This is a genomic window from Actinosynnema sp. NPDC037264 (genome assembly GCF_055603705.1).
This window is the reverse complement of record NZ_JBVJVK010000005.1, coordinates 30,448-52,844: the sequence shown is the minus strand read 5'-3', so window position 1 is coordinate 52,844 and position 22,397 is coordinate 30,448. Positions and strand designations below refer to the sequence as shown.

At 69.1% G+C, this 22,397-nt stretch carries 22 protein-coding genes and 1 pseudogene; 9 read left to right on the top strand and 14 right to left on the bottom strand.

The genetic code is table 11. The features are described 5' to 3' along the window. The first annotated feature begins 39 nt into the window (after positions 1-39). The gene (locus ACZ7GX_RS08205) at positions 40-396 is read left to right on the top strand and encodes a hypothetical protein (protein WP_498774193.1); all 357 of its coding nucleotides are present in this window, start codon (positions 40-42) and stop codon (positions 394-396) included. Positions 397-495: 99 nt separating this feature from the next. Here ACZ7GX_RS08205 and ACZ7GX_RS08200 read toward each other — a convergent pair whose 3' ends face one another. Continuing rightward, the gene (locus tag ACZ7GX_RS08200) at positions 496-1,275 is read right to left on the bottom strand and encodes an isoprenyl transferase (protein WP_498774191.1); all 780 of its coding nucleotides are present in this window, start codon (positions 1,273-1,275) and stop codon (positions 496-498) included. 81 nt (positions 1,276-1,356) lie between these two features. On the opposite strand from ACZ7GX_RS08200, the gene trhA reads away from it, so the two are divergent. Then, a complete protein-coding gene (gene trhA, locus ACZ7GX_RS08195; protein ID WP_498774189.1) occupies positions 1,357-2,028 on the top strand; it encodes a PAQR family membrane homeostasis protein TrhA in 672 nt (223 codons plus the stop codon). Positions 2,029-2,067: 39 nt separating this feature from the next. Here the strand turns inward: trhA and ACZ7GX_RS08190 are convergent, their stop codons facing one another. The 8 genes from ACZ7GX_RS08190 to ACZ7GX_RS08155 all read right to left on the bottom strand — a co-directional run bounded on the left by ACZ7GX_RS08190 (position 2,068) and on the right by ACZ7GX_RS08155 (position 8,862). Then, the gene (locus ACZ7GX_RS08190; RefSeq protein WP_498774187.1) at positions 2,068-3,291 is read right to left on the bottom strand and encodes a site-specific integrase; all 1,224 of its coding nucleotides are present in this window, start codon (positions 3,289-3,291) and stop codon (positions 2,068-2,070) included. Between the two features lie 36 nt (positions 3,292-3,327). Next, a complete protein-coding gene (locus ACZ7GX_RS08185) occupies positions 3,328-3,507 on the bottom strand; it encodes a helix-turn-helix transcriptional regulator (RefSeq protein WP_073895785.1) in 180 nt (59 codons plus the stop codon). A 13-nt stretch (positions 3,508-3,520) separates the two neighbouring features. Continuing rightward, the gene (locus ACZ7GX_RS08180; RefSeq protein WP_498774642.1) at positions 3,521-5,113 is read right to left on the bottom strand and encodes a replication initiator; all 1,593 of its coding nucleotides are present in this window, start codon (positions 5,111-5,113) and stop codon (positions 3,521-3,523) included. A 41-nt stretch (positions 5,114-5,154) separates the two neighbouring features. After that, positions 5,155-6,621 (bottom strand): FtsK/SpoIIIE domain-containing protein, encoded by a 1,467-nt coding sequence (locus tag ACZ7GX_RS08175; RefSeq protein ID WP_498774184.1) that lies wholly within the window; start codon positions 6,619-6,621, stop codon positions 5,155-5,157. 346 nt (positions 6,622-6,967) lie between these two features. Continuing rightward, positions 6,968-7,222 carry a transcriptional regulator gene (locus ACZ7GX_RS08170; RefSeq protein ID WP_498774182.1) on the bottom strand — a complete coding sequence of 85 codons (255 nt, stop codon included), beginning with the start codon at positions 7,220-7,222 and terminating at the stop codon, positions 6,968-6,970. Continuing rightward, entirely contained in the window at positions 7,219-7,524 is a 306-nt protein-coding gene (locus tag ACZ7GX_RS08165; RefSeq protein ID WP_498774180.1) for a hypothetical protein, read from the bottom strand. The genes ACZ7GX_RS08170 and ACZ7GX_RS08165 overlap by 4 nt, the downstream gene beginning before the upstream one ends. Before the next feature lie 13 nt (positions 7,525-7,537). Beyond that, on the bottom strand, positions 7,538-7,972 hold the full coding sequence (locus ACZ7GX_RS08160; protein WP_498774178.1) for a hypothetical protein: 435 nt from the start codon (positions 7,970-7,972) through the stop codon (positions 7,538-7,540). 140 nt (positions 7,973-8,112) lie between these two features. Continuing rightward, positions 8,113-8,862 (bottom strand): GntR family transcriptional regulator, encoded by a 750-nt coding sequence (locus ACZ7GX_RS08155; RefSeq protein WP_498774176.1) that lies wholly within the window; start codon positions 8,860-8,862, stop codon positions 8,113-8,115. 101 nt (positions 8,863-8,963) lie between these two features. Here ACZ7GX_RS08155 and ACZ7GX_RS08150 point away from each other — a divergent pair, with 101 nt between their 5' ends. From ACZ7GX_RS08150 to ACZ7GX_RS08140, 3 genes are all read left to right on the top strand, one after another. Beyond that, the gene (locus ACZ7GX_RS08150; protein WP_498774174.1) at positions 8,964-9,398 is read left to right on the top strand and encodes an NUDIX hydrolase; all 435 of its coding nucleotides are present in this window, start codon (positions 8,964-8,966) and stop codon (positions 9,396-9,398) included. 41 nt (positions 9,399-9,439) lie between these two features. Beyond that, positions 9,440-11,227, top strand: a complete 1,788-nt coding sequence (locus tag ACZ7GX_RS08145) for an AAA family ATPase (protein WP_498774172.1) — start codon at positions 9,440-9,442, stop codon at positions 11,225-11,227. A 707-nt stretch (positions 11,228-11,934) separates the two neighbouring features. Continuing rightward, a complete protein-coding gene (locus ACZ7GX_RS08140; RefSeq protein ID WP_498774170.1) occupies positions 11,935-12,189 on the top strand; it encodes a hypothetical protein in 255 nt (84 codons plus the stop codon). Positions 12,190-12,473: 284 nt separating this feature from the next. On the opposite strand, the gene abmR is transcribed toward ACZ7GX_RS08140, so the two are convergent. Then, positions 12,474-13,031 carry an ATP-binding transcription factor AbmR gene (gene abmR, locus ACZ7GX_RS08135; RefSeq protein ID WP_498774169.1) on the bottom strand — a complete coding sequence of 186 codons (558 nt, stop codon included), beginning with the start codon at positions 13,029-13,031 and terminating at the stop codon, positions 12,474-12,476. A 75-nt stretch (positions 13,032-13,106) separates the two neighbouring features. Then, a complete protein-coding gene (locus tag ACZ7GX_RS08130; RefSeq protein WP_498774167.1) occupies positions 13,107-15,074 on the bottom strand; it encodes a thioredoxin domain-containing protein in 1,968 nt (655 codons plus the stop codon). A 68-nt stretch (positions 15,075-15,142) separates the two neighbouring features. Between ACZ7GX_RS08130 and ACZ7GX_RS08125 the strand changes: the two are divergent. Beyond that, positions 15,143-15,868 (top strand): annotated as a pseudogene (locus ACZ7GX_RS08125) (metallophosphoesterase); the annotation flags it as partial. Positions 15,869-15,884: 16 nt separating this feature from the next. Further along, on the top strand, positions 15,885-19,421 hold the full coding sequence (locus tag ACZ7GX_RS08120) for a serine protease (RefSeq protein ID WP_498774165.1): 3,537 nt from the start codon (positions 15,885-15,887) through the stop codon (positions 19,419-19,421). On the opposite strand, the gene ACZ7GX_RS08115 is transcribed toward ACZ7GX_RS08120, so the two are convergent. Continuing rightward, on the bottom strand, positions 19,418-19,720 hold the full coding sequence (locus ACZ7GX_RS08115) for a hypothetical protein (RefSeq protein ID WP_498774163.1): 303 nt from the start codon (positions 19,718-19,720) through the stop codon (positions 19,418-19,420). The genes ACZ7GX_RS08120 and ACZ7GX_RS08115 overlap by 4 nt on opposite strands. Further along, a complete protein-coding gene (gene mca, locus ACZ7GX_RS08110) occupies positions 19,717-20,598 on the bottom strand; it encodes a mycothiol conjugate amidase Mca (protein WP_498774161.1) in 882 nt (293 codons plus the stop codon). Before mca ends, ACZ7GX_RS08115 begins: the two co-directional genes overlap by 4 nt. Positions 20,599-20,708: 110 nt before the next feature. Here mca and ACZ7GX_RS08105 point away from each other — a divergent pair, with 110 nt between their 5' ends. Both ACZ7GX_RS08105 and greA read left to right on the top strand, forming a co-directional pair. Then, the gene (locus tag ACZ7GX_RS08105) at positions 20,709-21,119 is read left to right on the top strand and encodes a DUF4307 domain-containing protein (protein WP_498774159.1); all 411 of its coding nucleotides are present in this window, start codon (positions 20,709-20,711) and stop codon (positions 21,117-21,119) included. A gap of 185 nt (positions 21,120-21,304) precedes the next feature. Beyond that, positions 21,305-21,799: a transcription elongation factor GreA gene (greA, locus tag ACZ7GX_RS08100; RefSeq protein WP_053719387.1), complete on the top strand. Its 495-nt coding sequence runs from the start codon at positions 21,305-21,307 to the stop codon at positions 21,797-21,799. A 70-nt stretch (positions 21,800-21,869) separates the two neighbouring features. Here the strand turns inward: greA and ACZ7GX_RS08095 are convergent, their stop codons facing one another. Continuing rightward, positions 21,870-22,364, bottom strand: a complete 495-nt coding sequence (locus ACZ7GX_RS08095; protein WP_053719386.1) for an Lrp/AsnC family transcriptional regulator — start codon at positions 22,362-22,364, stop codon at positions 21,870-21,872. Between the last annotated feature and the right edge of the window lie 33 nt (positions 22,365-22,397).

Sequence of the window (22,397 nt, the reverse complement as noted above, 5' to 3'; positions counted from 1 at the left end):
GGGCGTCACATCAATTCCCCACTAGAGGAGTGTGTTTACATGTTCAAGAAGGCAGGTGCCGTCGCCATCGCCGCGGCCGGTCTCATGCTGTTGGGCTCCCCCGCGTTCGCGACGCCGCACGGTGACTACGACGACGGCCACTACACCGCTGTCGGCGAGTACCACAACCAGCAGTACTTCGAGGACGACTCGGACGAGGACACGGTCGCCGACCAGTTCGGCCTCATCAACTTCGGCAACGACTCCGACCTGCTGAGCCAGGTCAACATCTGCGAGGTCGAGGTCAACGTCCTCGCGATCCCGATCCTCTCGAACAACGACGAGAGCTACTGCATCGCGACGGACAACGACGACAACGACTCGGAAGACGCCGGGGACAACCACTCGGAGGACTGAGCCCGGCCTGATGTTCTCGAGGGCGGCACTTCCCGGTCGGGGGGTGCCGCCCTCGGGCGTTCCCCGGCGATGGGCGACCGGCCGTCACCCGGCCCGGCGTCAGGAGCCGAAGCGGCGGTGCCGGACGGCGTAGTCGCGCAGGGCGCGCAGGAAGTCGGTGCGGCGGAACTCGGGCCAGTAGGCCTCGGTGAACCAGAACTCCGAGTGCGCGGACTGCCACAGCATGAAGCCCGACAGCCGCTGCTCGCCCGAGGTGCGGATGAGCAGGTCGGGGTCGGGCTGACCGGACGTGTAGAGGTGTTCGGCGATGTGGTCGACGTCCAGGACCTCGGCGAGCTCCTCGATCGTGCCGCCGGACTCGGCGTGCTTCTGCAGCAGCTTGCGGACCGCGTCGGCGATCTCCTGCCGGCCGCCGTAGCCGACCGCGACGTTGACCTCCAGGCCCGTGCGGCCCTTGGTGCGCAGTGCCGCCGCGGACAGCCGGGCGGCGGTCTCGGTCGGCAGCAGGTCCAGCGCGCCGACGTGCCGGATGCGCCACGGGTTACCGGGCTCGGCGAGCTCGTCGACGATGTCGGCGATGATGCCGAGCAGCGGGTCCAGTTCCTCGGCCGGCCGGTTGAGGTTGTCGGTGGACAGCATCCACAGCGTGACGACCTCGACCTCGGCCTCGCGGCACCAGCTCAGCAGTTCGAGGATCTTGCGCGCGCCGGCCCGGTGGCCGTGCGCGACGTCGTCGAAGCCCGCCTCCCGGGCCCACCGGCGGTTGCCGTCGAGCACCACGCCGACGTGGCGTGGTCGTTGCTTGCCGTCGAGCCATCGGTTGAGGCGGAACTCGTAACCCTTGAGCAGGACGCTCTTGACCTGTTCGCGAAGACCCACGCTGGAAGAGCGTACGCCGGGTGGGCGCGGTCACGCCGTCGTGTGCTGACCGGGTCACCTACGCTCCCGTAACCTCAGGGCGTGACCACGTCGACTCATAGCCCGCAGGCCGCGCTGCGGCCCCGCCTGCGGGGGTGGCTGCACCTCTGGTCGTTCGTGGTGTCCGTGGCGACGGGCGCGACGCTGATCGCCCTGGCCGCGGCCACCGTGTCGGCGAAGGCGGCGCTGGCGACGTCGGTGTACGGGGCGACCGTGCTCGGCCTGTTCGGCGTGAGCGCCCTGTACCACCGGGTGAACTGGGTCAGCGTGCGGGCGCGGACGTGGATGAAGCGCCTCGACCACTCGATGATCTTCGTCTTCATCGCCGGCACCTACACCCCGTTCGCGCTGCTGGCCATGCCGCCGGACACGGGCAACGTCGTGCTGCTCGTGGTCTGGCTCGGCGCGCTGGGCGGCGTGACGCTGAAACTGGCCTGGCCACACGCCCCGAGGTGGCTCGGGGTGCCGATCTACATCGCCCTGGGCTGGGTGGCGGTCTTCGTCCTGCCCGACCTGCTGCACCACGTCGGCGTGGCGGCCTTGGTCCTGCTGCTGGTGGGCGGCCTGCTCTACACCGTGGGCGCCGTCTTCTACGCCTCCCGCTGGCCGAATCCCTGGCCGGAAGTCTTCGGCTACCACGAGTTCTTCCACGCGGCCACCGTGCTGGCGGCGCTGTGCCACTACATCGCCATCTGGTTCGCGATCTACTCCTGACCAGCGGTTTTGTGGTCGGGCGGTAGTCGTTTTCGATGATCAGGCCGTCTCCAGGCCGTCACGTCGCTTCTTGGGCTTGAAGAGGCGGTTGGCGGCCTTGCGGCTCTTGTCGTGGCTGGTCGGCATCAGGTGCGTGTAGGTCCGGAGCGTGAAGCCCGGATCGTGGTGGCCGAGGTGGGCGGACAGGGCCTTGATGGAGACGCCGTTCTCCAGCTGGCTGGACGCGTAGAGGTGCCGGAGTCCGTGCATCCCGTCTTCCTGCTGCCGGTACTCCAGGCCCGCTGTGGTGAAGGCCGGACGCCAGATGCCCATGTTGAACACCTGGCGTCTGACCGCCCCGCCGTCCATCGTGAGCACCAAGCGCACGGTCACCGGATCACCTCCAGGCCGGTCCCACGGCAGGGTGACGTCAACCGGCGGGTGAGCCGCCATGTGGTCGTCCAGCGCGTCCAGGACGCCGTCACCGAGCGGCACGGTCCGTGCCTTCTTGCTCTTGGGCAAGGCGTAGACGAGCTGGTTGCCGACGATCCGGACTTGACGGACGACGTGCAGCTCACGCGCGTCCCGGTCGATCTCGTCCACGCCCAGGCCGAAGATCTCCCCTTGGCGCAGCCCGGTGCCCGCAGCGAGCACCAAGGCGATCTTGTACTCAACCGGCAAGGCGAGCTGGATGGCCCGCATCCGTGCCTCCGGCCAGGGTTTGATGCGCCGCTCCGGCGGTGACGGCCGCTGCACGCTCCGGGCCTTGCACGGGTTGCCAGTGATGATCTTCTCCTCCACCGCCGCGTTCAGGATCGAGGACAGCCGGTCGAACAGAAGTTGCTGGTAGCGGAGACTCAGACCGGCCTCACCCATCGAGCCCAACCACTCCCGGACCCTCGGGATGGTGATCGACTTCATGGCCATCCCGCCGAAGAAGGGGACCAGTCGCTTGTCCACCTGGCTGCGCAGGTTCTCCTGCGTGGCGGCGTCCTGGGACTGGCCGCCGTACCAGGTCTCGACGTACTTGGAGAACTTGATCTCTCCGGCTTTCGGGTCGACGTACTTGCCTTCCCGCTTGTCCGACTCGACCGCCAGCAGGAAGTCCTCCGCCCGCTTCTTCTGCCTGTCCGGGAAGCTCTTGCTCTTCTCGGTGCCCTGCGGGTCGAGGTAGCGGACCTTGTAACGCAGGCCCTTGCCGTACGAGGAGGTCTTGACCCGCGTGACCTGCTGCGTCACGGGGTCGCGCTCCTCCTTCCACCAGCGATCTTGGATGTGACCCACGGCAAACTCCTCCTGTCGGTTGAACTGCTGAAACAGCTAGGCGGCGAGGTCTTCGACCCATCGACGGACTTGTGCAGGCACGTAGCGGAGGTGCTTGCCGACCTTCCGCACCGGCGGCCCGTAACGACGCCATTTCCACTGGTAGAGCGTCTTGACCGGCACTCCCAGGAACGCCGAGACCTCTTCCACTCCCCACAGCGGTTCGATCTCCCCCACGACTCCCCCTTGATCAAGCTGCGATTGCTGAAACTTCCGGCGGAGGTGCCAGCGCCGCTTGTGCCTGCTGGTACTCGGCCTGCCAGGCGAGCCGCTGGGCGATCATGTGCATCAGCAGCTCGGTTCGGGACGGGGCGTGTGGGTCACCGGGCCGGACCGGTCCCCACTGAAGTCGGGCGCGTTCGTCCTCCGGCTTGGCGATGCCAGCGGCTTTGAGCGCTTCGCGGACGAACGTGGCCCGGTCCGCCTTGTGCTCAGCCAGCGTCTTGCCGGACCAGCGCCGGGAGACGAGGACACGGCGGCCGGGCAGGCCGAGGGTGTCTCGGCGGTGCGCCTTGCCCTTGCAGTGGCCGGGCGTGGTCTTGGACGTGACGCCCTTGGGTTGGACGCCGTAGAGCAGCCAGACGGAGCAGCGCTCGGAGCACGGGGTGACGGCCAGCTCGGCGGCCAGGCGGTCGGCGTGGTCGGCCAGGCGTGGTGAGGTGTCGGCGTCGACCACTTCGGTGATGGACTTGGTGAGGTACTTGGTCAGGTAACCGATGTGTCGCCCGGACTCCTCGGTGCCGCCGAGGATGCCCTTGGAGTGCACCTGGCGGCCGAACTCGACCACGTGGGCGGGTGCGTCGAGGTTCGCCACGGCGTCGGCCCAGGTGGTCAACGGCTGTTCGGTGTCCGGGTCCACGAAGCCCTTGGTGCGCATGTCCCAGACCGGCAGCCGGTCACCGCCGTAGATCATCCGGTCGTGCTGTGGCCACCAGACCTGCAAGTACGTGGCCGCCGTGACCTGGCGGACGACCTTGTGCGGGATCGAGCCGCGTACGGCGAAGTGCGCGTGAGGCGTGATCCGGCGCTGCGGCTCGACCGTGCCGAAGTACTGGACGTCCCAGCCGACGACCCGGCGGAGGTTCTGCCACCACCGGTCGACCAGGGAGGCGAAGTGCACCGCGTCCCGAGCCGCCCGCCGGTAGTCGTAGGTGTCCGGGTCGACTGAGGAACCGTCCGGCCCGACCTTGCCGTACGAGTCGAGCGTGAGCGTGACGAAGGTCGAGGGCCGGTACTTGCCCGCGAACTCCCGCCCCACCGTGCGCTTGGCGACCTTCCGCCGAGGCAGGTTGGGCGCGTCCTGCCTGCGACGAGTCGACCTGACTGGCGCCGCTCGCCCAGGCCGCTCGACGTTGGGGAGGTTCCCGCGGACTCCCTCCCGCTTCAGGTCCGCGTCCGCCTCCCGGATGCCCTCGCGCAGGTCTTCCACCTGATCGACCGCGCCCTCACCCACGGCACGGCGGTACTCGGCGGTCAGGTCCGAGCGGTAGGTGACCAGCTCGACTTGGTCGGCCGTGGGCGCGTGCCGTTCGGCCACGGGCTCGTGGTCGAGGTGCCAGCCCTCTCGGCACTGGGCCATGCGGGAGCGACGGTTGCGCTCGGCGCAGGTCGGGCACTTGGACGCCTGGGTGGAGTTGCAGCGGATGCCGACGATCCGCACCTCTCCGGTGTCCAGGTCCACGACTTCCCTCAGCACGGGCCGAGTGCAGACGCCGTGCTGTTCGGCCGCCGCCTTGACCACGTCGAGGGACAGCGGCAACCGGGCACGTTCGGCCGAGGTCATGCCCGCCACGTCGAGCGGCACCGCAGGGACGACAGGGGTGTTCACGCTGCCACCTCCCCACTGCCATCCGGCCGAGTCGGGAAGTCGTGCACCGTGGCATCAGCCAGGTAGACACCCAGCTCGACCAGGTCCGCGTCTGTGACGTGGAAGGCCCGCACGCGCTCCGGCTCACCGCGCCCATCGGTCTTCACCCAGGCCACGCCGGGTGTCTGCTCGCTGATCTCGTGCGCCGCAGCGCCACGGGCACGCGCACCGTCACCAAGGACCATGTCCACCTGCGCCGACTCGTCCAGGCGCAGCGCCACGCGAGTACCGAACAGGTGCCGGAAGCCCACGACCTCCTTACGCGGGTCCTGCACCAAGCCCAGGACGCAGAAGCCAGGAGCGCGGCCCTGTGAGGTGATGGTCTGGATGGCGCGGGTGGCCCGCTCCCGCAGGCCCTTGTCCGGCTGGTAGGCGATCAAGTCCGCCAGCTCGTCAACCACCAGCACCGTGAACGGCTCACCGTTCGACCGAGCCCACAGCCGCCGGACACCCCGGTACCGGGCAGCACGTTCCTTGACCTCCGCCGCCAGCTCCTCCAGCAGCTCGACCGCCTCACGACCGTTGTCGAACACGAGCCGTGTGAAGGCATCCGGGCACTGCCCCAGCTCCATACCGCCCTTAGGGTCGATGCCCACCAGGCGCACGAGACCGGCCCGCACCGCCGGGGCAAGGTTCCAGATGATCGACCACAGCACCGACCCCTTGCCCGCACCCTGCACGCCGACGCCGAGGACTTGGTTGCCCTGCAAGCGAATCCGCCACGGCTTACCGGTCTCCGTGCGGCCGACCACTACCCGCTTCAGATCGACCGCGTCCGCATCGTCGGCCAGGGATGGCACCGGCAGCGACCGAGCCAACGGGTCGGAGTGGATGAGGTCGAGTTCGATCACCTTCGGCCTCAGCACCCGCACCCGGCACGACTGCGCCCCGAACGAGTGCGCCAGGCCGTCACGGCGCAGCTCCCACGCCTCCGGTGCCTGCGCCGGGATCATCCGCACCCGAACCCGGTCACGCCATCCCTCGGACCGGACGCGCCGCAGCTTGGGCCGGTACTCGCGTCCCCGGTTGTCCTTGGCCAGCTCAGCCAGGCGCATGGTGGTGCGCCAACGCGGTACGTACACCGTCGCCCGCCGGTACTCGGTGACCAGCCGGAACCACACGTGCCGCAGGAACGACGCCCGATCCAGGCCAGCCCAGACCGCGAGCCCTGCCGTCAGGCTCAGCAAGGCCAGGACCAGCGGCGCCAGCCCGAACCGCAGCCAGCACCAGGCCGCCGTCAACGGCACCAGCGTGACCACCGGGTACCGGACCACGACGAGCACCAGGCGCACGATGCCGATCAGGAGGAGCCACACCACGGCCACCATCAGCGCCAGCCACTTCAGCTTGCCCGGCACCAACGCCCACCACGGCACCCGAGGCCGAGCACCCTCGAACGGAGCCGGATCAACCCATCGCGCCATCAGGCCACACCCCTTGCCGGGGCGAAGATCAGCGCGAGCCACCCCAGACAGGCGCAGCAGGCGAGCTGTCCGGGCGCAAACACACCGAACCGCTTGCACCGCTGGCACTTCGAACCGTTGGACAGCTTCCACCCTGACGGGGCGACGGCCCGACTTGACGCACGTCCCCGGCGACGAGATACCCTCTGCATGACTGGAATCCCTTGTGTGTCAACAAAAGTGCATGGCGAAGCCAGTCAGGTGAATCGCAGGGAGACAGCCGGAGCCCGCCAAGACTTGGACTGTCTCCCCGCGACCACACCGACCAGCCGCGATCTGTTCGGTTGTCACGCACCCGCAGGCACGGTCACTCCTCGCTGACGTCGACCACGAACAGGTCTTCGAACGCCATCGGAGCAAGCGCCTTCAGCGCACCTGCGATGAACCCCGGCCCCGGCATCAGTTCACCGGTCCGCACCCGCTTCACCGTCGACCGATTGAGCCCCATCGCCTTGGCCAGCGCGTAATCGGAACGGAAACCCGCCAACGCCATGGCCCGCCCGAAGGAGTTGGCCCGTAAGAAGACCGCGTACTTCGGCCTTGCCCCGGCGGCAGCGGTCATCGCGGCCGACTCCCCGGCCCCGAGTCCCCGTAGATCGAGGCGTCCGACCACACCGTGCCGCTTCCCGGCATCAACACGTGGTTCGGCGACGGATCGAGCACTCCGGCGAGGAAGTACGCGGCCCTGCCCAGCTCGGTCAGGAAGGTCGCCAGCCTCGCTCGCCCGTCCTCGTCCTCCGGCAGCCCCAACACGACCTCACCGGGGTCCATCACCAGCCGCAGCCCGTACCAGTCCGTACCCGGCTTGGTGACCACTTCCGGCTTGGCGCTCGGGCCAGGCGTCAACAGTCCTTCGATCTCCACGATCCGCCCCCTCTCAGGCCGCAACCGGCGGAGCGCCCGCCGACGAGTCCGACTTGCCGTTGCCCCGACGCCCCTTCGCCGCTGCCTCCTGCGGCGACACCATCTCCTCGGCCCAGATCGTGTAGTTCACCCAGCCGTCCCGGACGTACGGCGACACCTTCAACCCCGTGAACACCGCCGGGCGGAACGGCGTACCGGGCAGCACCTCCGGCGGAACCGGCTGGTACTCCGACGCGATCTTCACCACCGCCCCGGTGTTCTTCCCCCGCGCCGACGGGTCAGTGCCCTGCACCGTCCACACCGGCAGGCCCGTCACCTTGTCGTTGGCCGGGTGCGGTGCCTTGCCCTCGTTGAACTCCTGCGCCCGCTCCACCTTCAGCACGAAGAACCCTTGCGGGAACAGCTCGTCGAAGGTGATCGGAAACCTGTGACCAGCAGCAATAGCCATCGTTAGACCTTTCTCGATCTTCCGTTGGGCTCCTTGACCGGAGCCGATCAGCTCACCTAGTCCTCTAGACAAGTTCACGGTAGCTAGTTGTCTAGAGGAGTTCAACCAGTCCGCTCCTTTCTTCGCTTTTGCAACGTGCCTTACCTGGCCGGGACGTCGTACTCCAACACGAACGACGTGGCCACCTTGACCGTGTCGCAGACCTCCACCGGCCGCCCCTCGGTGTCGAACGCCGTGCGCACCAACGTCAACACCGGCGACCCCGACCCGATCTCCAACGCCTTGCGCTCATCCGGCGTAGGCATCCGCGCCGACACCTCCTCGGTGAACCGCGCCAGCTCGTGGCCAGCCTCCTCGATCCGCGCGTAGATGCCACCAGGCCCCGTGTTCACCTCCGCGATAGCCGTCCCCTTGGCGATCGACTCCGGGATGTACGACGTGGCCACCTCCACCGGCCGTCCGTCCGCCAGGTACCGCCGCGACCTCACGATCACCCGCTCCCGAGGCTTCAACCCCAACCGCTCCGCCACCTCAGCCGACGCCGCTTCGTTGGTCACCCGGATCTGATCGACCCCCGGCACATGCCCAGCCGCCTCAGCCTCAGCCAGGAAGGCCGACTTCCCCTCCTGCCGATGCCGCCGCGCGAACCGGTCCGACGCCAACCGACGCACCGGCGGAGCCGATCGCACGAACACGCCCTTACCGTGCTGCGCCACCACCAGGCCCTCGGTTCGCAGCTCCTTGATGGCCTCACGAACCGTCATCCGAGCCACGCCGTAGTGCTCGATCATCACGGCCTCGGACGGCAACTGCTCACCAGGAGCCAGGCGACCGCGCTCGATGTGCTGACGCAGGATGTCAGCGATCTGCCGATACGGCGGACGATCCACCGTTCTGTCTATAGTCCCTAGATCGAGCATGGTCTCCTACTCCCACAGACGACTAGACGTGTACATCGTCCCACAGTGGCCTCACGAACGAAAGCGGACCAATGACAGACACGCCGCGCCATTCGGTCAGCGTCGCCGGAATCGTCGTGAACGAGGCAGGCGAAGTCCTCGTCATCCGCCGCCGAGACAACGGACAGTGGGAACCACCAGGCGGCGTGCTCGAACTACAAGAGACCTTCGAGGATGGAGTGCAGCGGGAGGTCTTCGAGGAGACTGGAGTTCGAGTCCATGTCCACCAGTTGACCGGAGTATACAAAAACATGACGAGGGGAATTGTCGCCCTTGTCTACTTTTGCACACCGGTCAACATGCCTCAGCGATTCACCGAAGAGGCCACAGAAATCCGCTGGATGACCATTGAAGAGGTCAAATCCAGTATGTCAGCCGCATATAGCGTGCGAGTGATGGATGCATTTCTCGACCGAGCACAGAGTAGGCCGCACGACGGCATCAATCTACTCGATACCCGCGCATAAGGCCATAAAATCAATACACTTAGACTCACCATAGGAATGACATGGAAGATGACCCGGTCCTACTCGCCGGCTTCGCCGTCTCAGGCTTTCGGAGCCTTTACGGAACGCCTCAAGCTTCGGTGTCACCACTCAGCAAAATCTCACTCCTTGCTGGTCAAAACAACTCGGGAAAGTCGAACCTTCTGACTTTCGCCTATCGTTACCTCAACCACAAGATAAGTACACCTGCACCCGTAGGACTGGACGTACCTCAACGTTCTGATGGAGATACGTCGACGCTATCCTATGCTATAGCGATCCGGGATGACGATCCACGGATAGCCGAAAAAATCGAGAACGCCAATCAACGGCGCTCCGGCGCGGGTGAAGCACTCATAAACTTGCTGAAGGCTCCGCAGTTCAGGGTTACGTCAGATAACCTGATATGGGTTCGGATGGATATGTCATCCCCAGGCACAAACGGACAAGCGGTGAGCCTTGACCAATGCAGGGAGTTGACTAACCAAGTTGGCATATCGGCTGTCCAACACTTGTCGAACGTTTTGACCCAGACCTCCGGAGGCGGAGAAGCCGCAGATGCGCAGAGAATCATCAACTTCCTCGATGCCCGCAAGTGGTTACCGCCGGTAGAAACCATCGGCGCATTTCGCCGAGCCGACAATCGCGAACTGGATACACCCGTTTACGACGGCAGCGGACTCATCGCTTCGCTACAAAAGCTTCAGAGCCCGACGGCCGAACGACGGCACGATCGTACGAAATTCGCGGAAATTAACCGATTCGTGCAGACCGTTTTCGAGGATCGCGATGCACAGATCGAGATACCACACAATTTGTCCACCATTAACATATCCCGCAACGACGAGATGCTGCCACTCGAGCACTATGGCACGGGAATACATCAGGTAATCGTCATTGCCGCTGCGGCGACTATACTCGATCAGCATTTGGTATGCATTGAAGAGCCAGAAGTAAACCTCCATCCCATCTTGCAACGAAAGCTGCTCCATTATCTCCGAACGAAGACTAACAATCAGTATCTGATCGCCACTCATTCCGCACACATGCTTGACTACGAGCGCTCCTCGGTTTTTTCAGTGCAGCGGACTGCTGGCGCAGGAAGTCGGGTCGAGACAGCTCAGACAGCGGCTCAAGTGTCCAACGTCTGCGTGGACCTGGGTTACCGACCATCCGACTTGCTGCAAACCAACGCGGCCGTATGGGTGGAGGGCCCCTCGGATCGGGTTTATGTTCGCCACTGGATCGACTCTGAGAGTGAAAACCGACTCATAGAGGGTATTCACTACTCGATTATGTTCTACGGCGGCAAACTGCTTAACGCCTTGACGGCGGATGACCCTGTCGACGTTGACGATTTCATCTCGCTACGTCGACTAAACAGGAATGTGGCAATTCTGATCGACTCGGACAAGAAGTCTTCTGACGCGAAGATAAACTCTACGAAACAGCGGATGGTAGACGCACTTTCCGGTGATGACCCTTCATCTTTCGCCTGGGTGACAGACTGGTACACGATCGAGAGTTACGTCCCTGACCAACTCCTGAAAGAAGTATGCAGAAAGAACCACAGAGGCAGAGAGGTTGTCGGCACCGCAAACCGTTGGGCCAATCCGCTCAAGTTTATCGACGCGCCCGACAAAGAAGCGGACAAGATACGCGCCGCCAGAGGTGTTTGCGCGAATTGGGATAAAAAGAATTGGCCAGAGGAACTTCGCCAGCATGTTCACCGGCTTACACAGATGCTCCTTGCCGCCAACCACGGCAGTGAGTTCAGCCCAGATCTACAAACCATCCAGCCACCTGTGTAACAACTTGCCGAATTGTGCTGTATGAGATCAAGGCGCGCCGCCTGCGGCGGCGCGCGGCCAGGTCCGACTCACGTTGGCACCGACTCCCCGCATCCCGGCACGCCGGGCTCCCGCTCCGCTTCGCCCGTCGGCCGGGCGCGGAGTCGGTGCACGTGGTCGAGTGGCGGCGCGCGGCCAGGCTGGAGGCGCGACGGGAAGCAGCTCGGCAGGGGCGCAGGGCGGGACGATCGCGCGGTTATGCGGCTTGGTCGGGCTGGGCACGGCGATCGGCTGCCGCGACGGCTGACGCCGCCTTGCCATCGGGAGGCCACCCGGCGAGGAGCGCCAGGCCCACGACACGAAGAGGGCACCACCCCGGCGCGTGTGCCAAGGTGGTGCCCGAGTGCGAACGAGTCGAGGCCAGGCCGTCTCCAGGCCGTCGGACGTCAGGAGACAGCAAGAACAGGTGAGAAATGACGAGTGACGTTTGGCCTGGTCAGAGGCTACTTCCAGGCTTGCCAGGCACGAGCCGTCCGACCGGTGACCAGATCATCGCCATCTGGTTCGCGATCTACTCCTGACCGGCGGTTTTGTGGTGAATCCGACCGGGCCCCGTGTTGACCTCCGCGATGGCCGTCCCCTTGGCGGCGACGGTCGCGCGGTTCCGCGGCTTGACCGAGCTGGGCACGGCTAGGTGGAGCGGCTAGCGTTCCGGGCGAGGGGGTGTCATGGACTTGATCAGCCGGTACCTCGACCTGGTGAACGACTACATGCGCAGCCACCCCGAGGAGCGGACGGGACAGGCCCACTACAACGCCCTACGGCTGGAGTGGCCGCACCTTCAGCACGAGATCGCGGGCACGGAGCGGGACTGCTTCAGCGATGACCGGCAGCTTCCCGCGTTCCTCGACTGGGTGGAGCGAGCCTTGACCGCCGAGGAGCGAGCCATCGAGGACGGGCAGAGCCGCGCTACGCAGGTGTAGCGACCGGTGTAGCAACGGGCGCGTGCCGCGTCGAACCACCGTGAACGGTCGCGGGCCGGCGACCTGCTGAAATGGCTTGGCTCGGACTGCTCCGGACACCGAGGCGCGGCCTTCGCCAACGCGAGACTGCACGGCTGGGAACACCAGGCGCAGGCATGTGAACGGGCACCACGTGACAAGAGGTGCTGACGATCTCGACCCGGCAGCTCTGGGGCGTCGAGACGCCCGGTGGAGGCGGATTCGTGGACACCCGTTTCCCGGGTTCGCCGGGAAACGGGTGGTTCTCACGCCAGGTCGGGGCCTTGGGCTCGTAGGTCGTCCACGCGGGTCATCGCGGCGCGCAGTTCGGTCAGCCACGAGTCCGCGTGCTCGCCCACCAGGCGCACGGCCCACGCCAGGGCCTCGGAACGTGAACGCGCCACGCCCGCCGCGACGAGAGTGTCCAGCACCATCCGCTCGGGCTGCCGCAGCCGCGTCATCACCGGCACCGAGAGGGTGGTGAACAGTTCTTCCGTATTTCCGATCCTGGCACCCCACGCGACCTTGCGCCGGTAGCGGTGTTCGGCTTGGCGGGCGATTTCGATCCGCTCGTCCCTCGTCTGCTCGCGGAAGCGGCTGATGCGGCCCGACTCGGCCGCCGTGCGCTCGGCGTCGTCCGCGAACGTGCCCTCCAACGGCGGCAGCGTGCCGACGACCAGGATCTCCTCCCGGTCCACCGTCACGACCGGCGCCCCGGTGAACCAGCCGTCGGGCAGCCTGCCGCCGAACCAGCCCGCCGCGTCGTCCGCGGGCGGCTGCTCGGCCTGCTGCCAGCCGCCCCTTCCTCCCCATCCACGTCGCATCTCGCACCACCTCGATTACATGATTACGACGATGCCGACGTTACGCCGACCACAACCGCACCGGTGGGCGGTTCGCTAGCGGTGGACAGCCAGGGCCTCCGTCAGCTCGGCCACCGACGTCACGGGCCGGTCGCACACGTACCCCCGGCAGACGTAGGCCGCCGCACGGCCGTCCACCAGCGGCCGGTCGGCCAGCAGCGGCGCGGAGTCCGGCGACCCCGCCACCACCACGCCGCCGCCGTGCACACCCCTCCACGCGGCGCTGACCAGCTCCGACGCGTCACCGACCACGGCGACCTGCACGGGCCCGAGCGCCAACGCCTCGGCGACGCTGAGCCAGTGCCCGGCGAAGCGGGGCTCCCGGGCGGCCAGCAGGCCGGCCCGGCCCAGTGCCGCCTCGGCCGCGTCGCGGTAGGTCGACGGCCCGCCCAGCACGGACGCCGTCACGAGCGCCGAGGCCAGCGCCGACGCGCCGGACGGGCTCGCGTTGTCCGACGGGTCCGACGGCCGCTGCACCAACGCCTCGGCGTCGTCCGCCGTGTCGTAGTAGACCCCGGCCTCCTCCCCCGCGAACCGGGCCAGCGCGGTGTCCAGCAGTCCACAGGCGGCGGTGAACCACTTGACGTCGCCGGTCGCCTGGTGCAGGGCGAGCAGGCCGTCGGCGAAGCAGCCGTAGTCCTCCAGCACGCCCGCCGCCGTGCCCGCCACGCCGTTGCGCGACGTGCGCAGCAGCCGACCGCCGACCAGGTGCAGGTCCAGGACCAGCGACGCCGCCCGCACGGCCGCCTCCACCCACCGCGGCTCGCCGAACACCGCCCCCGCCTCCGCCAGCGCCACGATCGCCATGCCGTTCCACGCCGTCACGACCTTGTCGTCACGTCCCGGCTGCGGCCTGCGGTCGCGCGCCTCCAGCAGCTTCGCCGCGATCTCGTCGTCCGGCGTGCCGAGCATCCGCAACGTGGACGTGCCGTGCTCGAACGTGCCCTCGTCCGTCACGCCGTACAGCTCGGCGGCGCGCGCTCCGGTCGCCAACCCCAGCACCTGGACCAGCTGCGCGGGCGTCCACACGTACGTCGAACCCTCGACGCCCTCGGTGTCCGCGTCCAACGACGCCGCGAACCCGCCCTCGGCCGTGCCGAGGTCGCGGATCAGGAACTCGGCCGTCCCGCGGACGACCTGGCGGTACCGGGGGTTGTCGTCACGGCGGCTCAGGTGCGTGTACGCGCGCAGCAGCAAAGCGTTGTCGTACAACATCTTCTCGAAGTGCGGCACGACCCACGCCGCGTCCACGCTGTACCGCGCGAACCCGCCCGCGAGCTGGTCGTACAACCCGCCGTCCGCCATCGCGTCGCACGTCGTCCGCGCCATCGACAGCGCCTCGACCGACCCGGTCCGCTCGTGGTGGCGCAGCAGGAACTCCAGCACCATCGACGGCGGGAACTTCGGCGCGCCGCCGAAACCGGCGTTGGTCCGGTCGAAGTGCCCGAGCAGCGACACCACCGCACCGGCCAGCACCTCTTCGTCCACTGTGGACTGCGGGAGCGGCTTGAACGCCAACTGCGCCACGATCCCCGCCGCCGACTCGCGCACCTCGTCGCCCTGCTCGCGCCACGCGTGCTCGATGGCCTCCAGCACCTGGCGGAACGACGGCATGCCCTGGCGCGGCGTCGGCGGGTAGTACGTGCCCGCGTAGAACGGCTCGCCGTCGGGCGTGAGGAAGCACGTCATGGGCCAGCCGCCGTGCCCGCTGAGCGCCTGCGTGACGGCCATGTAGACCGCGTCCACGTCCGGCCGCTCCTCGCGGTCCACCTTCACGTTCACGAAGTGCTCGTTCATGTACGCCGCGGTGGCCTCGTCCTCGAACGACTCGTGCGCCATCACGTGGCACCAGTGGCACGCCGCGTACCCGATCGAGAGCAGCACCGGCACGTCCCGCTCGCGCGCCTCCTCGAACGCCTCCGGCGACCACGGGCGCCAGTGCACCGGGTTGTCGGCGTGCTGCAGGAGGTACGGGCTGGTCGAGGACGCGAGCCGGTTCGTCATGGCTCCACAGTAATTCCCGGACAACCGCCGGACTCGTCGATCAGACTGGGGTCATGGAGCCTTCCGCCGAGCCACTGCCGCACGACCTGCGCCACGAGACCGGGCCGTTCGACGTGGTCGGCGACGTGCACGGGTGCCGCGAGGAGCTCGTCGACCTGCTGGGCGAACTGGGCTACTCCGCCGAAGGGGCGCACCCGGAGGGGCGCAAGGTGGCGTTCCTCGGCGACCTCGTGGACCGGGGCCCGGACACGCCGGGCGTGCTGCGGCTCGTGATGGCCATGGTGGCGGCGGGCAACGCCGTCTGCGTGCGCGGCAACCACGAGGAGAAGCTGGTGCGGGCGTTGCAGGGGCGCCAGGTCCAGGTCAGCCACGGCCTGGAGCACTCGTTGGACCAACTCGCCCGCGAGACCGCGCGGTTCCGGGCCGAGGTGCTGGCGTTCTGCGACGCCCTGGTGCCGCACTACGTCCTGGACGGCGGCAAGCTCGTCATCGCCCACGCCGGGCTGCCCGAGCGCTACCACGGCCGCCAGTCGGAGCGGATGCGGTCGCTGGCGCTGTGGGGCGTCAGCACGGGCGAGCGCGACGCGCGCGGCTTCCCCGTCCGCTACCCGTGGGCGCAGGACTACCGCGGCGCCGCCATGGTCCTCTATGGACACACGCCGGTCGAGGAACCGGGGTGGGTGAACGGAACCCTGTGCCTGGACACCGGCTGCGTGTTCGGCGGCCGGCTCACCGCGCTGCGCTACCCCGAACGCGAACTGGTCTCCGTGCCCGCCCGTCGGACCTGGTACGAGCAGTAGGGTCGACGGGGTGCGCGCGAGCTACCGGGAACGCCCGCCCTGGTTGGGCCGGGTGGGTGACACCGGTGCCGGCGTGCTCGTCGCGCCGGAGCTGGTGCTCACGTGCTCGCACGTCGTGCCGCACCACCGGGTGGACGTGACGCTGGTCCACGCCGGGGTGACGGTCGCCGCGTCGGTCGAGTTCCGGGACGACGACGGCGACCTGGCCGTGCTGCGCCTGGACCGGCCGGTGGACGCCGTGTGCGCGCCCCTGCGCGCGCCGCCCGCGTTGAGCGACCACCCGTACGTGGTGCAGGGGTTCGCGGGCGGTCACCACACCGAGTCGCGCGGGCGGCTGGGCGGCCGGGTCGGTCCCGGTTGGGCGCAGCTGGAACACACCTCCGGCCACCGCATCGACCGGGGCTTCTCGGGCGCGCCGGTGTGGGACGACGTGCTGCGGGCCGTGGTCGGCATCGTGGTGACCGCGCACCAGGCCGTGGGCGGCGGCGCCATGATCCCGGTCGAGGAGATCACCCGGAGGTGGCCGCCCGGCGCGGGGTTCACCGGCTGGCGGGTCGACCTGGACGACGCCTTCGACACGCACTGGCTGCCGCGGGCGCGGGGCGTCGAGCCGCACGAGGCGACGGACGCGTGGCACTTCGTCGGCCGGCGCCGGGCGTTGACCGAGCTGGCGTCCTACCTGGGCGGACCGGCCGACGGCCGGGTGCGGGCGGTGGTCGGGAGCCCGGGCAGCGGCAAGAGCGCCGTGCTCGCCCGGACCGTCGTCCTGGCCGACCGCGCGGGCCGGCCCCTCGTGCCGCCGGACAGCCTGCCGCCCGACGTCGCGCTGCCGCCGGTGGGCAGCGTGACGGTGGCCGTGCACGCGCGCGGCAGGACGGTGGCCGACGTGGTGCGGGCGATCGCCGACGCGGCCGAGGTGGAGGCCGTCGACGCGGCCCAGCTGCTCCAGCGCTGCGGACCGGTCTCGGTCGTGGTCGACGCGCTGGACGAGGCGGCGGGCGACGCGCCGATGGCCATCGCCACCCTGCTGAACCGGCTGGCCGCGCACCCCGGGCGGCACGTCGTCGTCGGTACGCGGGTGGGCGCGCGGGGGTCGGCGTCGCACGCGTTGCAGGCCAGGCTCGGCAACCCGGTGGTGCTCGACCTCGACTCCGAGACCTACCTAGACCACCGGGACGTGGTCGCCTACGCGCAACGGCGGGTCGGCGACCCGGTGCGCGCGGCGGCGATCGCGGCGCACGCGGGCGGCAACTTCCTGATCGCGCAACTGGCGTGCCTGACCGACTCGGACCGGCTGCCGACCAGCGTCGGCGCGGCCGTGGACGACTACCTGACCGTGCGGTTCGAGGAGCCTCGGGTGGCGCGCGACCTGCTGCTGCCCCTCGCCCACGCCGAGGGCGGCGGCCTGCCCGAAGGTCCGCTGTGGTTGGCGCTGGCCACTGCGCTGAGTGGGGCCGACTACACGCCCCGCGACCTGCGTGCCGTGCTGACCTCGGCGGCGAGCTACCTGGTGGAGCAGGCGGGTGGCTCGTACCGGCTGTTCCACCAGGCATTGGACGACGCGTTCCGCGCCGAGCGGCCGGGCGTGGAGCCGGTGGTCTACCGGACGCTGCGCGCGCAGGTCACCGAGTGGGAGGACGCGCCCGAGTACGTGCGGACGCACCTGGTCCAGCACGCCGCCGCCGCCGGTCGGCTGGACGAACTGGTGGAGGACCCCGGGTTCCTGGTCGTCGCGCCGCCGGAACGACTCGTGCCGCACCTGGCGCGCGTGACCTCCGAGCGTGCGCGCGTGCACGGGCGCGTCTACCGCAAGGCCAGTCACCACCTCGCCGACCTCGACCCGCGCGAGCGCGCGGCACGCCTCGCGTTGACGGCCCGGCAGCTGGGGTACGGGCGGTTCGCCGACCGGCTCGTGGCGCGGTTCGAGCCGCCGTGGCGGGCGGACGTGCTCGGGTGGGAGGACGAGGGCTCCCAGCAGGTGCTCGCCCGGTTGCCGGCCGCCGACGACGTCGTGCTGTGGCTCGACGCTTCCGGTGAGCCGGCCGCGTTCACCCTCCACCGCGACCGCGCGGTGCTCCACCGGTTCCGCGATCACCGGCTGGTCCCGGTGTCGGAAGCGCCCGCGCACGTCGGCGTCCTGCCCCACGCGACCGCTCACGTGGTGCGCGAGGACGGGGCGGAGTTCGCCCTGACGGCCTCCTTCAGCGGAGAGCTGCGCAAGTGGTCGTTCACCGGCGGCCTGCGGGTGAACGGCTCGCTGGACGCCGTGCGCGTGCGGAGCCTGGCCGCGGTCTGCTCGGGCGACAGGCTGCTCGCGGTCGTCGCCGAGCGGGAGGAGGTGCTCCTGGTCGACTGGACCGCCGACGCGCCGGTCGTCGTGGACCGGGTCGTCGTCCGCGACGCGGTGTCCGGGCTCGTCGCGATGGATGTACAGGACGGCGCGGTGTTCGTGGCGCACCAGGGCGACACCGCGCTGCGGTTGTACCGGGTGGTGGACGACCGGCTGACGCCGGTCGGGGAGCCGCTCGACAGCACGTGGCAGCCGTACCCGCTGCGGTTCGTCACCCGTCCCGACGGTCGCCTGCTGCTCCTGTGGGCGGGAGAGGCGCGCGTGACCTGCTACGGGGTCGGCGACCGAGGCCTGATCCGCGAATCGGTGGTCCGACGGCTGTTCGCGGGCGAGTTCGCCGACGCGCGGTTGGCCGACGGGCGGGTGGTCGTGGCGATCCGGGACGAGTTCGGCGCCATCTCGGTCTGGGCGCTGGGCGACGACCTGAGCCAGGTTGGCCCCGTCTGGCGCAACGACGCGATCAGCGTCGGCAAGATCGCGGCCGGCCTCGGACCGGGCGGACGTCCCGTGGTGCTGTCGGTGGACGCGGACCACCGGGTCCACCTATGGGAAGTGGACGACGACCCACCGGAGCCGGACGAGCGCCGCTCTCCCCTGCCGCCGACGGCGATGCTCCCATCGGTGGTGCTCTTCACGACCGACGACGGACGGGTCGCGGCGGCGCCGACCCCCTGGTGGGACGGTTCGCACGCCGTCCTGGCCGAGCCGGGGCTGCCGCCGCTGCGCACGGCGTCGTGGCGGCGGTTCACGCGACGAGACGTCGTACGGCCGCGCTCGCACCGCGGCGGGCCGGAACTCCGGCTGTTCGCCCTGTCCGACCACGACCGGCCGCGCGAGCTCGTCCCCCTGGCGGAGCGCGTCGACTTCGCCGCCGCCGACCCCGCCTGGATCCCGGTCACCGCCCGGCTTGCGTTGTACACGTGGACCGGCGACGACCTGACGCCGTGGGCGCCACCGTGGGCGGGGGTCGCCGGGCCGAGCACCAAGGCGGCGACGGCGTTGCGCGGCGGTCGGGCGTTCGTCGCGATCGGCGACGACGGCGGGACGGTGGTCGTGTGGTCCTGCCCGTCCGGTGGCCCGGCCCGCACCCTCGCGGCGGTCGACCTGGACTCGCCGGTGACCGACCTGATCTGGCACCCGGACGGCACGCTCGTGGTGTGGTGCCCCTCCGGGGTGCTCCGGTTCGACTTCGGCTAGTCGTCCTTCTTCGCGCCGCCGTTGCCGTTGCCCGCCTTCGCCTCGGGCTTGGCCTCCGGCTCGGACTTGGCCCCGGACTCGGGCTCGTCGAACGACGCGGGCAGCTTCTTCAGGTGCTTGCTCATCGACTTCACCAGGAAGACCACGGCGATGAAGAACAGCACCAGCACCAGCAGGCCCAGCGGGGAGGACTTGCCGAAGTCCTCCTGCTGGCCGCCCGGGTCCTTGTCCGTGGACGGCTGCTGGGCCAGGACGACCGCCGTGGTCTGCTCCCACGGGATCGGGTCGAACGAGGTCACGCGGTCACCCTCTCCCGGACGCCCGCGAACAGGTCGTCCTCGGGCACGGTGCTGTCGACCAGCGACCGCGCCAACTCGTACTCCTCCGTCGGCCACACCGAGCGCTGCATCTCCAGCGGCACGGCGAACCAGCGGCTCTCAGGGTCGATCTGGGTGGCGTGGGCCTTGAGGGCCTCGTCGCGCACCGGGAAGTAGTCGGCGCACTCGACGCGGGTGGTGACCCGCTCGATCACGTCCGGCTTGTCGGCGTCCCAGCCCGCCAGCCACTCGGCGTACGGGGACTCCTCGCCCACCGCGATCAGGGCCTCGTGGAACGCCATCAGCTTCGCGCGGGAGAACCCGTGCGAGTAGTACAGCTTCAGCGGCTGCCACGGCTCGCCCAGCTCGGGGTAGCGCTCGGGGTCGCCGGCCGCGTCGAACGCGGCGACCGACACCTCGTGGCAGCGGATGTGGTCGGGGTGCGGGTAGCCGCCGTTCTCGTCGTAGGTGACGATCACGTGCGGGCGGAACTCGCGGATCACCTCGACCAGCGGCGGCGTGGACTCCTCCAGCGGCACGAGCGCGAAGCAGCCCTCGGGCAGCGGCGGCAGCGGGTCGCCCTCGGGCAGGCCCGAGTCGACGAAGCCCAGCCAGCGGTGCTGCACGCCCAGGATCTCGGCGGCGCGGGCCATCTCCCCGCGGCGGATCTCGGCGATGTTCTCCAGCACGTCCGGGCGGTCCATGGCGGGGTTGAGGATGCTGCCCGCCTCACCGCCCGTGCAGGTCACGACCATGACCTCGTGGCCCTCGGCCACGTAGCGGGCCATCGTGGCGGCGCCCTTGCTGGACTCGTCGTCGGGGTGCGCGTGCACCGCCATCAGGCGCAGCTTCTCAACCATGACGGTGGTGCTCCTCCTCGCCCCTGCCGAACCTGTCTGGTCCGGCCCCTGCGACACTCAACGCGGTGGTCGAGGGACATTGTTCCCCACGGGCGGGAAGGTTTCGGACAGTGGCACTGCCGGAGGGTCGGTACGGCACACCGCGCAGGTCCCTGCCCAGGTGGGCGCGGTGGTCACTCCCCGTGATCGCGGTGCTGGTCGGCGGGGTCGTCGCGTGGGTCGGCTACCGCAACCTCGGCACGATGCCCGTCGAGGCCAAGCAGACCGCGTTCACCGTGGTCGACGACAGCACGGTCGAGATCACGTTCGAGGTGGTCAGGCAGACCCCGGAGCAGCCCGTGGTGTGCATCGTGCGCGCGCGTTCCCAGGACGGCGACGAGGCCGGCCGGCGGGAGGTCCTGGTCGCGCCGGGAGCCGACACCGTGCGGGCGACGACCGTGCTGCGGACGTCCAAACCACCGGTCACCGGCGAGGTCTTCGGCTGCTCCTACCAGGTTCCGGCGTACCTGTCCACGAGGTAGCGGCCAAGCGGGTGATCTGCGGCTTTAGGGGCGGATCCGGGAACAAAACGCCGTCGCCGAACGTTCTGGGTCTGTTACTCTGGCCTTTCAGCACGGCCCCGACGCGGGCCGTGTTTTTCCGTTCCGGGCTGGTGCGCCCGGGAACTGCCAGCCCACGCCGTGGGCCGGAGCAAGACGAGGAGTTGGTGACCGTGAGCGACACTGAGGTGACCTGGCTGACCCAGGAGGCCTACGACCGGCTCAAGGGGGAGCTGGACGAGATGATCGAGAATCGCCCGGTCATTGCTGCGGAGATCAACGCGCGTCGCGAGGAGGGTGACCTCCGCGAGAACGGCGGGTACCACGCGGCCCGCGAGGAGCAGGGCAAGCAGGAGGCCCGCATCCGCCAGCTGCAGGAGCTGCTGAGGGTCGCCAAGGTCGGCGAGGCGCCCACGGTGACGGGCGTCGCGGCGCCCGGCATGGTGCTCACTGTGCGTTACGACGGTGATGACGAGACGGAGGAGTTCCTGCTCGCCACCCGTGAAGAGGGCGCGCACGGCGCCCTCGAGGTCTACTCCCCGTCGTCGCCGCTGGGCAAGGCGCTGCTCGGCGCGAAGGAGGGCGAGGCTCGTCAGTACGAGCTGCCCAACGGCAGCACGATGAAAGTCACGCTGATCAAGGCCGTGCCGTACGCCGGCTGACCCCCAGGACACCGGGAGGGCGGCCACCACGCGGGGTGGCCGCCCTTCTACTGTCCGTCACCTGATCCGGTCACGTGACGCGTTCCAGCAGGGGCCGCACGCGGGGCGGGACCGGGGTGGAGAGCGCGATCGACGTGGACAGCCGCTGCACGCCCGGCACGTCCACGATCGAGTCGATCACCCGTTGCAGGTCGGCGTTGGACCGGGCCACGACCCGCGCGAACAGGTCGCCCGGCCCAGTCGTCGCGTGCACCTCGCACACCTCGTTGATCGCGGCCAGCCCCTGCGACACCTCGTGCCGCCGGCCCTGGGCGATCTCCAGCACGGCGAACGCGGTCAGCCCGTAGCCCATCGCGGCCAGGTCGAGCGCGGGCGGGAAGCCCGTCAGCACGCCGCGCGCCACCAGCCGGTCCAGCCGGGCCTGCACCGTGCCGCGGGCCACGCCGAGGCGCCGTGAGCACTCCAGCACGCCCAGCCTGGGCTCGTCGGTGAGCAGCAGCAACAGCCGTGCGTCCAGAGCGTCGACGGCCTGGTCAGAGTGTTCAGCTTGCGGGTCCGAAGGCATGAACCACTGTACAAGATGACCAGCAGAACACTG

Excerpts from the sequence above, each read along its gene's own strand:
- ACZ7GX_RS08145 (WP_498774172.1), top strand. The coding sequence starts at position 9,440 with ATGGAAGATGACCCGGTCCTACTCGCCGGCTTCGCCGTCTCAGGCTTT.
- ACZ7GX_RS08205 (WP_498774193.1), top strand. The coding sequence starts at position 40 with ATGTTCAAGAAGGCAGGTGCCGTCGCCATCGCCGCGGCCGGTCTCATG.
- ACZ7GX_RS08095 (WP_053719386.1), bottom strand. The coding sequence starts at position 22,364 with ATGCCTTCGGACCCGCAAGCTGAACACTCTGACCAGGCCGTCGACGCT.
- ACZ7GX_RS08180 (WP_498774642.1), bottom strand. The coding sequence starts at position 5,113 with ATGACCTCGGCCGAACGTGCCCGGTTGCCGCTGTCCCTCGACGTGGTC.
- ACZ7GX_RS08130 (WP_498774167.1), bottom strand. The coding sequence starts at position 15,074 with ATGACGAACCGGCTCGCGTCCTCGACCAGCCCGTACCTCCTGCAGCAC.
- ACZ7GX_RS08175 (WP_498774184.1), bottom strand. The coding sequence starts at position 6,621 with ATGGCGCGATGGGTTGATCCGGCTCCGTTCGAGGGTGCTCGGCCTCGG.
- ACZ7GX_RS08170 (WP_498774182.1), bottom strand. The coding sequence starts at position 7,222 with ATGACCGCTGCCGCCGGGGCAAGGCCGAAGTACGCGGTCTTCTTACGG.
- mca (WP_498774161.1), bottom strand. The coding sequence starts at position 20,598 with ATGGTTGAGAAGCTGCGCCTGATGGCGGTGCACGCGCACCCCGACGAC.
- ACZ7GX_RS08140 (WP_498774170.1), top strand. The coding sequence starts at position 11,935 with ATGGACTTGATCAGCCGGTACCTCGACCTGGTGAACGACTACATGCGC.
- abmR (WP_498774169.1), bottom strand. The coding sequence starts at position 13,031 with ATGCGACGTGGATGGGGAGGAAGGGGCGGCTGGCAGCAGGCCGAGCAG.
- ACZ7GX_RS08160 (WP_498774178.1), bottom strand. The coding sequence starts at position 7,972 with ATGGCTATTGCTGCTGGTCACAGGTTTCCGATCACCTTCGACGAGCTG.
- ACZ7GX_RS08150 (WP_498774174.1), top strand. The coding sequence starts at position 8,964 with ATGACAGACACGCCGCGCCATTCGGTCAGCGTCGCCGGAATCGTCGTG.